The organism is Bartonella capreoli, from assembly GCF_902813205.1.
Classification (GTDB): Bacteria; Pseudomonadota; Alphaproteobacteria; order Rhizobiales; family Rhizobiaceae; genus Bartonella; species Bartonella schoenbuchensis.
The window spans coordinates 1-389 of sequence record NZ_CADDZX010000385.1; the positions used below are offsets into that span (position 1 = coordinate 1).

The 389-nt window shown below is 39.1% G+C and carries 1 other RNA gene; it reads left to right on the forward strand.

Going from position 1 to position 389, the window contains the following annotated elements:
* Window positions 1–221, forward strand: a transfer-messenger RNA (tmRNA) gene (ssrA, locus tag J7R05_RS08925); the annotation flags it as partial.
* Between the last annotated feature and the right edge of the window lie 168 nt (window positions 222–389).

A 389-nucleotide genomic window follows, 5' to 3' on the forward strand; every position in this document is an offset into this window, starting at 1 on the left:
GCTTATGCTTGGGTGGGGGCGCAATAGGATCGACAAGGATGTAAAGATTGCTCTTATACTCGAGATTGTACCAGCGGCATCAGACTAAATTAGTAGTTGCAAGCGACACCTATGGGGAAGCACGTCACGCTGCTTAAGCAGTGCGAAGGCTACAAATTAAGCCTTAAACCGTCGCAGGTTTAAGCGGGGTTCGAAGGCACCTGGCAACAGAAGCCTTCACTTTTATTAATATTATTGATTGATCTATCAGATATTATTTTTCATAAAATTTCATATTATTTTCGGTTAATTTAGATGCATCGTAGACAAAATATTGCTAGCTTTAAAATACATTCTATTGCACAATATTATGCACGCTCATCTTCTGCGTGAAATAAAAGGAATATTCG